Genomic DNA, 7,122 nt, shown 5'->3' with positions numbered 1-7,122 from the left:
TGCGGCTCCGTGCATCTATACACTTAACCTTGCCAGAGAGGAGTAACTCGTAGGCTCATTATGCAAAAGGCACGCTATCAGGGCACAAAACCCCTCTAACTGCTTGTAAGCACACGGTTTCAGGTTCTTTTCACTCCGGTATTCCCGGTTCTTTTCACCTTTCCCTCACGGTACTAGTTCACTATCGGTCTCTCAGGAGTATGTAGCCTTAGCGGATGGTGCCGCTGGATTCAGACGGGGTTTCTCCGGCCCCGCCCTACTCAGGAATCCTCTACCGTGATCTACAAGGTCGCTTACCGGACTCTCACCGTCTGTGGTTGGCTTTCCCATGCCATTCAGCTAATGTAAATCAATCAGATGTTGAGGTCCTACAACCCCGGACTGGCCGTAACCAACCCGGTTTGGGCTCCTCCCCGTTCGCTCGCCACTACTTGGGGAATCATATGTTATTTTCTGTTCCTCCGGGTACTTAGATGTTTCAGTTCCCCGGGTTTGCCCTTGGTAGCAAATGCTACGAAGTCTCTACTCTTCAAGTAGAGGGGTTGCCCCATTCGGAAATGCCAGGATCACCTTATATGTGCTAATCCCCTGGCCTTATCGCAGCTTATCACGTCCTTCATCGCCTCTGAGAGCCTAGGCATCCCCCGTGTGCCCTTGCTTACTTCTTGTAGCTCCAACCCGAAGGCTGGAGGGCTCGGGTGATACACAAGGTGTATCACTCTTTGTTTTCTTTCTTACTCGTTACACTACGTCAAAGAACATTTGTCTTCCTGTTGAAGACAATGCGGAATGTGAAGGATGAGCTTCACATTCCTTATACTATGTATTCTCACCCAAACGACCCGATTGGCCAGTTTGTGAATGGTGGAGAATAACGGATTCGAACCGTTGACCCCCTGCGTGCAAGGCAGGTGCTCTAGCCAGCTGAGCTAATCCCCCGTTCTGCTCTAGTCCATACGGCAACCCCGCTGTGACCAGTGGGCCTGCCTGGACTCGAACCAGGGACCTCTACATTATCAGTGTAGCGCTCTAACCACCTGAGCTACAAGCCCGGGTCTTCGAGTGACACCGCCAACGGTAGTGCCTCGAATCCGAATCAATATCTTGAATGAAGGGATTGACAAATCCAGGTTACAAAACCTCGTGTACTTTATAAGCGAACTTCCACGTCAACGAGTCGAACCGCTCCAGAAAGGAGGTGATCCAGCCGCACCTTCCGGTACGGCTACCTTGTTACGACTTAGCCCCAGTTACTTGTTCTACCCTAACTGGCTTCTGTGACGAGCACCAGCTTCAGGTCTACCAAACTTCCATGGCTTGACGGGCGGTGTGTACAAGGCCCGGGAACGTATTCACCGCGTCATTGCTGATACGCGATTACTAGTGATTCCAGCTTCACGGAGTCGAGTTGCAGACTCCGATCCGAACTGAGAACGGCTTTGTGAGATTGGCATCACATCACTGTGTAGCGACCCTCTGTACCGTCCATTGTAGCACGTGTGTAGCCCTAGGCGTAAGGGCCATGATGACCTGACGTCGTCCCCGCCTTCCTCACTGCTTGCGCAGGCAGTCTGTCTAGAGTCCCCGGCATAATCCGCTGGCAACTAAACATAGGGGTTGCGCTCGTTGCGGGACTTAACCCAACACCTCACGGCACGAGCTGACGACGGCCATGCAGCACCTTGCTTTGTGTCCCGAAGGAAAGGTTCATCTCTGAACCGGTCACGCGCATTCTAGCCTAGGTAAGGTTCCTCGCGTATCATCGAATTAAACCACATGCTCCACCACTTGTGCGGGCCCCCGTCAATTCCTTTGAGTTTCACTCTTGCGAGCGTACTCCCCAGGTGGGATACTTACCGCTTTCGCTAAGCCAGCAACAGTGTATCGCTGCCAGCGAGTATCCATCGTTTACGGCGTGGACTACCAGGGTATCTAATCCTGTTCGCTCCCCACGCTTTCGTGCCTCAGTGTCAGTACCAGCCTAGTCAGCTGCCTACGCAATCGGGGTTCTAGAAGGTATCTATGCATTTCACCGCTACACCTTCTATTCCGCCAACCTCGTCTGGACTCAAGCCCGCCAGTATCCAGGGCAGTTCTCTTGTTGAGCAAGAGGCTTTCACCCCGGACTTAACGGGCCACCTACGCACCCTTTAAACCCAATAAATCCGGACAACGCTTGCACCCTCCGTATTACCGCGGCTGCTGGCACGGAGTTAGCCGGTGCTTATTCCTCAGGTACCGTCAGTTTAGGACGCATCCTCTTTTTCTTCCCTGAGAAAAGCCGTTTACAACCCAGAAGGCCTTCATCCGGCACGCGGCATGGCTGGGTCAGGCTCTCGCCCATTGCCCAATATTCCCTACTGCTGCCTCCCGTAGGAGTCTGGCCCGTATCTCAGTGCCAGTGTGGGGGATCACCCTCTCAGGTCCCCTAAGCATCGTCGCCTTGGTGGGCCGTTACCCCGCCAACTAGCTAATGCTACGCAACCCCATCTGAATCCAATAAATCTTTACCAAAAAAGCGATGCCGCTCTCGTGGCTTATGCGGTATTAATCCGCCTTTCGGCGGGCTATCCCCCAGATCCAGGCAGGTTGGTTACGCGTTACGCACCCGTGCGCCACTAACGGTATTGCTACCGTCCGTTCGACTTGCATGTATTAGGCCTGCCGCTAGCGTTCATCCTGAGCCAGGATCAAACTCTCCATTGTATAAATTTCTACACCCTAGCGAACTAGGGCTGATGTCAAGTGCTGATCCGACTCGTATGTTTGACGTGTCTGTTCGTTTGTTACGCTTGGTCTTGCTGCTGCTGTAGTCGCCTACAACAGCCTCACCCAAATTTGTCAATTCCAGTCATTCAAAGAACGTCCGTCCTTCCCTGTTGAAAGAACCTGGTGGGCTAGTCAGCCCGGGTACTGTGCCCCTTCCGGTCGAAGCGGGCTGCAAAGGTAAGAACCTTTTTGTTTTTTGCAAGCTGTTCGAAGAAAAAAGTTTTTCGTTCGATAAGCACTTGTGACAAGCAACTCCCCCCTTCCGGTTGAAGCGGGCTGCAAAGGTAACAACACCTCAGCGCCTTTTGCAAGAGGATGCGAAACATTTTTTCTTAAAGCCTGATTTTAGCTGCCGAAAAAAGCGGCTGTTTCGTTGCGTCGCTGGTGGTTAACTTAACTGCTAGTGGATTAATTCCCGCAGTTAAAACTTTTTCAGTGGGGTTTGTTGCTGGTTGGTTTTGAGTAGGATGCAACGCCGAATGGCGCGGTGTAGAGTAGAATAAACCCGTGGAGCGGCATCTGCAGTAAGTCTGTTTGGACGCTACCTTGCAGCTATGAAGTCTTCTCCTCGTTATGCCAGCATAGTCGTCTTTATTGGGCTGTTAGGCTCCTGCCAGATGCAAAAAGCTGTTCCTACAACCACCCCTATTGTTGCCCCGGCCGTCAGTCCGGTGTGGCAATCGGCTGCTTACACTGTTTACCGTGACTCTCTGCGTCAAGGAAGAGCAACGGCCAGGGCACTGTCGCGCACGGAATTGACATCGAGCTACCAGAGCCCGGCGAATGAATTCCAGAGCCCGGTGGTAAGCTTCAAGTTCAGCATTAATGGCAAGGACAACGAAATGCAGCCTGGGCAGGACCATATGGTAGTAGCAATAGCCCAGGGGCAGGGAGGCGCATTGGAAACGCCGGTGTTGGTGTTTGGCCGGCAGTACGTGGACAAAACGCCGGTGCCAGTAAATACCTATCTGGCTCCGAATACGCCATTGAAAATTAGGCTGGATATGCGGCCGGTGTTGGCAGCCTTCGAAAAACAAGGCTTCTACACCCTCTATACTGGCCAGAAGCTGTACAAGGCTGATTTTAAACACGTGTTTGTGGCAGGAAACACGACACCGCTTAGCTGGGACTTTGATAATCTGGTTAACAAGCCCCAACTGGAACTGAAGGATGCCGACGGCGACGGTATCTACGAGGCCACTATTGTGCTGAACGCGCATTCTGATGTGAAAACGACGGCGCGGAATTGGAAGCAGCGCCTTGATGTAACCGGGCTGCCGCAGTACGCTTCGGAGTATCCTTTGCTGGACGCCCTGTACAACTTAGCCCTAGAGGAAGCCAAGCGGGCGGTAGAGCCCGATGGTACTTTCCGGACCGGGCAGGAGTGGGCAGGGGTCTGGACGCGGGATATCAGCTACAGCATTATCCTTGCCCAAGCGCTGTTGCAGCCGGAGGTGGCCAAAACCAGCTTGCTACGTAAGGTCTCGAAGGAAGGCCGCATCATCCAGGACACCGGAACGGGGGGAGCCTATCCTTGTTCTACTGACCGCATGATATGGGCCACGGCGGCCTGGGAAATCTATAAAGTGACTGGGGAAGAACCCTGGCTACGGCAGGTGTACCCGATTATTAAGAAGTCTATAGAAGACGATGAGCAGAACGCCTACGACCCAGTAACGGGCCTAGTGCGCGGAGAATCGTCGTTTCTGGACTGGCGTGAGCAGACGTATCCTAAGTGGATGCAGCCGGTGGATATCTACCAGAGTGAGACGCTGGGCACCAACGCCGTGCACTGCCAGGCCAATCAAGTACTGGCGCAAATGGCCGCACGACTAGGCGAGCCGGCCGTGGCAGCCAAGCACCGCGGGCTGGCGGAACGCATCAAACAGGGGATGAACCAATACCTGTGGCAGGAAGCGCAAGGCTACTACGGGCAGTATCTGTATGGGCGTAAGTATAGGGTGCTGTCGCCTAAGGCTGAAGCGCTGGGCGAGGCGCTAAGCGTATTGTTTGGCGTAGCCGACGAAGCGCGGGCTCGTACGCTGGTGGGCCGCACGCCGGTTATGGACTACGGCATACCATGTATCTACCCTCAGATTGCCGGTATTCCCCCGTATCATAATAACGCAGTATGGCCTTTTGTGCAGAGCTACTGGGGGCTGGCCGCCGCGCAGGTCGGCAACGAAACGGCTTTTATGGAAAGTCTGATGACGGTTGCAAGGCCCGCGGCCCTGTTCCTGACGAACAAAGAGAATTTTGTGGCCAGCAACGGGGATTTTGCCGGTACTCAAATCAACAGCAGCAACATGCTATGGAGCCTTTCCGGTGCGTTGGGCATGGTATACAAGGGACTGTTTGGGATGGACTTCCAGGCAGATCAGCTGGTTTTCCGGCCCTTTGTTCCGCAGGCCTTGCAAGGCAGCCGCAAGCTCACGGGCTTCCGCTATCGGCAGGCGGTGCTTGATATTCAGTTGAACGGCTTCGGACGTACCATTCGTAGTATTACACTGGACGGGCAGCCTTTGGCCGGAGCGGCAGTGCCCGCAACCCTCAGTGGGGCCCACACCGTCCGGATTGAGCTAACAAACGAAGCGTTGCCTGCTACCACCCAGCACAAGGTAGCGCACCACGTAGCGCCTATGACGCCAACGGTACGCTATGCGCAGGGCGAGCTTACGTGGGCGGCGGTAGAAGGAGCCGTAACCTACCACATCCTGCGCAACGGTGAGCGAACCAGCCAAACCACGGATACACGCTTTGCTGTGCCGTTGGCTGATCAGTACCAGGAGTACCAGGTAATAGCAGTTGACCAGAGCGGGGCTGAGAGCTTCGCCAGTGAGCCAATGCCAGTGGGCAGTGAAAAGCAGCAGTACATGGTAGAGCTGGAGGCCAAAGGCACGCAATCGAAGCGGGCAGCTAAAGGCTATACCGGAGCGGGCTTTGTCGAAATCAGCAAAACGCAGAACCAGACGCTAACAATGCGCGTGCCGGTGCCTGCAACTGGTTTGTATGCCATCGACTTTCGGTATGCCAATGGTAACGGGCCCATCAATACCAGTAATAAGTGCGCAATTCGCACTTTGCGCCGGGGCCGCGAGCAGCTGGGAACGGTGGTGTTGCCCCAGCGCGGCGTAGATGAATGGTCGGACTGGGGGTATACCAATCCTATTCTGGTGAAGCTCGAAAAAGGTACTGTGGTGCTACACCTAGCCTTGGAGCCGGCTAATGAAAACATGAACGGCGAAGTGAACCAAGCTATGCTAGATCATCTGCGCTTAACCCGTATGCCGTAGCCAAGCCTACTACCTCCATGCTGAATAAGAAGCTCCGGTAACTGAAGGGGCTAGCCCCGGCAGTCTTCGCGCGTGAGGGCCTCGTTGAGGGCAATGGCAGCAAGAGACCCTTCCGCGGCGGCAATAATAGCCTGCTGGGGGGCCGGCGTAGTGTCGCCAGCGGCGTAGATACCTTTCTGGGTGGTCTGCCCTTTTTTGTCGGTCCACACGGCGCCGCTTTTCAGGATACGGCAGCCCGTTTCCTCGGCCAGAGTGCTGCGCTGGCGCTGCTCGGCGTGCAGAAATACTGCGTCACGAGCCAGCGGCTCCCCCGAATCAAAGACGATGCGCTTCAACTGGCCTTTGACGGTACCCTCCAGCCGCAGAATTTTCTCTTCCCGCACCGAGATACCCAAGCGCCGGAGCCGCTGGCGGCCGTGTTCGGTGATGCCCGCCGGGCCATCCGTGCAAAGAATAACGTCCCGGCTCCAGCGGCTCACCAACTGCACCAGTCCCCAACCCGTCTTGCCGCGCCCATATACTGCCAACCGTTGTCCCTGTACTTCCCAGCCGTGACAGTACGGGCAGTGCAATACCCCATTGCCCCACAACTCCCGCATGCCCGGGATAGGGGGTAAGTCGTCGGCTACGCCAGTAGCCAAAAGCACTTTCCGGGTAGTGCAGGTGACAGATGGACCACCCCGCTCGGGCGCCATCGTCAGGGTGAAGCTCTGCGTGTCGGGCTCCGGCGTAATGGCCGTTACCAGTGCCTCCCGAAAGCTAACAGTGGGGTAAGCCGCCAACTCCTGACGCCCCAGCCGTAGCAGCTCAGCTGGCTTGGTACCATCTCGGGTAAAGAAACTATGCACGCCAGGGGAAGGAGCATTACGCGGCGGGCCACTGCTGCAGACCAATACCCGGCGGCAACTGCGCCCCAATGTAAGGGCAGCGCTGAGTCCAGCGCTGCCTCCGCCCACTATGATGGCATCAAAATCGGTGGAAGGAAGGTGAGGGCGGCGCGGCGGACGAATGCGAGGCATGAGCTGAGCAACAAAAAACACGAATAGATGCTCCTGCTACG

Annotated in this window: 2 protein-coding genes, 2 tRNA genes and 2 rRNA genes (1 of these 6 only partly in view); 1 reads left to right on the top strand and 5 read right to left on the bottom strand. The window is 55.4% G+C overall.

The annotated features are described in order from the left end of the window. The 4 genes from HER32_RS09225 to HER32_RS09210 form a co-directional block, all read right to left on the bottom strand. Positions 1-668, bottom strand: a 23S ribosomal RNA gene (locus HER32_RS09225) (it extends 2,240 nt beyond the left edge of the window). A gap of 194 nt (positions 669-862) precedes the next feature. Continuing rightward, a tRNA-Ala gene (locus HER32_RS09220) sits at positions 863-939 on the bottom strand. Positions 940-978: 39 nt separating this feature from the next. Further along, positions 979-1,052: transfer RNA gene (locus tag HER32_RS09215), tRNA-Ile, on the bottom strand. A 139-nt stretch (positions 1,053-1,191) separates the two neighbouring features. Further along, a 16S ribosomal RNA gene (locus HER32_RS09210) occupies positions 1,192-2,706 on the bottom strand. Together the 16S and 23S rRNA genes with 2 tRNA genes alongside form the textbook arrangement of a ribosomal RNA operon. Positions 2,707-3,323: 617 nt before the next feature. Here HER32_RS09210 and HER32_RS09205 point away from each other — a divergent pair. Next, entirely contained in the window at positions 3,324-6,062 is a 2,739-nt protein-coding gene (locus HER32_RS09205) for an MGH1-like glycoside hydrolase domain-containing protein (protein ID WP_168681671.1), read from the top strand. A 50-nt stretch (positions 6,063-6,112) separates the two neighbouring features. Here the strand turns inward: HER32_RS09205 and HER32_RS09200 are convergent, their stop codons facing one another. Beyond that, entirely contained in the window at positions 6,113-7,081 is a 969-nt protein-coding gene (locus HER32_RS09200) for an NAD(P)/FAD-dependent oxidoreductase (RefSeq protein ID WP_168681670.1), read from the bottom strand. Positions 7,082-7,122: the final 41 nt, after the last annotated feature.

The sequence above is a fragment of the Hymenobacter sp. BT18 genome (assembly GCF_012273015.1).
Lineage (GTDB): Bacteria > Bacteroidota > Bacteroidia > Cytophagales > Hymenobacteraceae > Hymenobacter > Hymenobacter lutimineralis.
The sequence above is the reverse complement of the archived record's forward strand: the minus strand, read 5'-3'. Positions and strand labels throughout refer to the sequence as shown.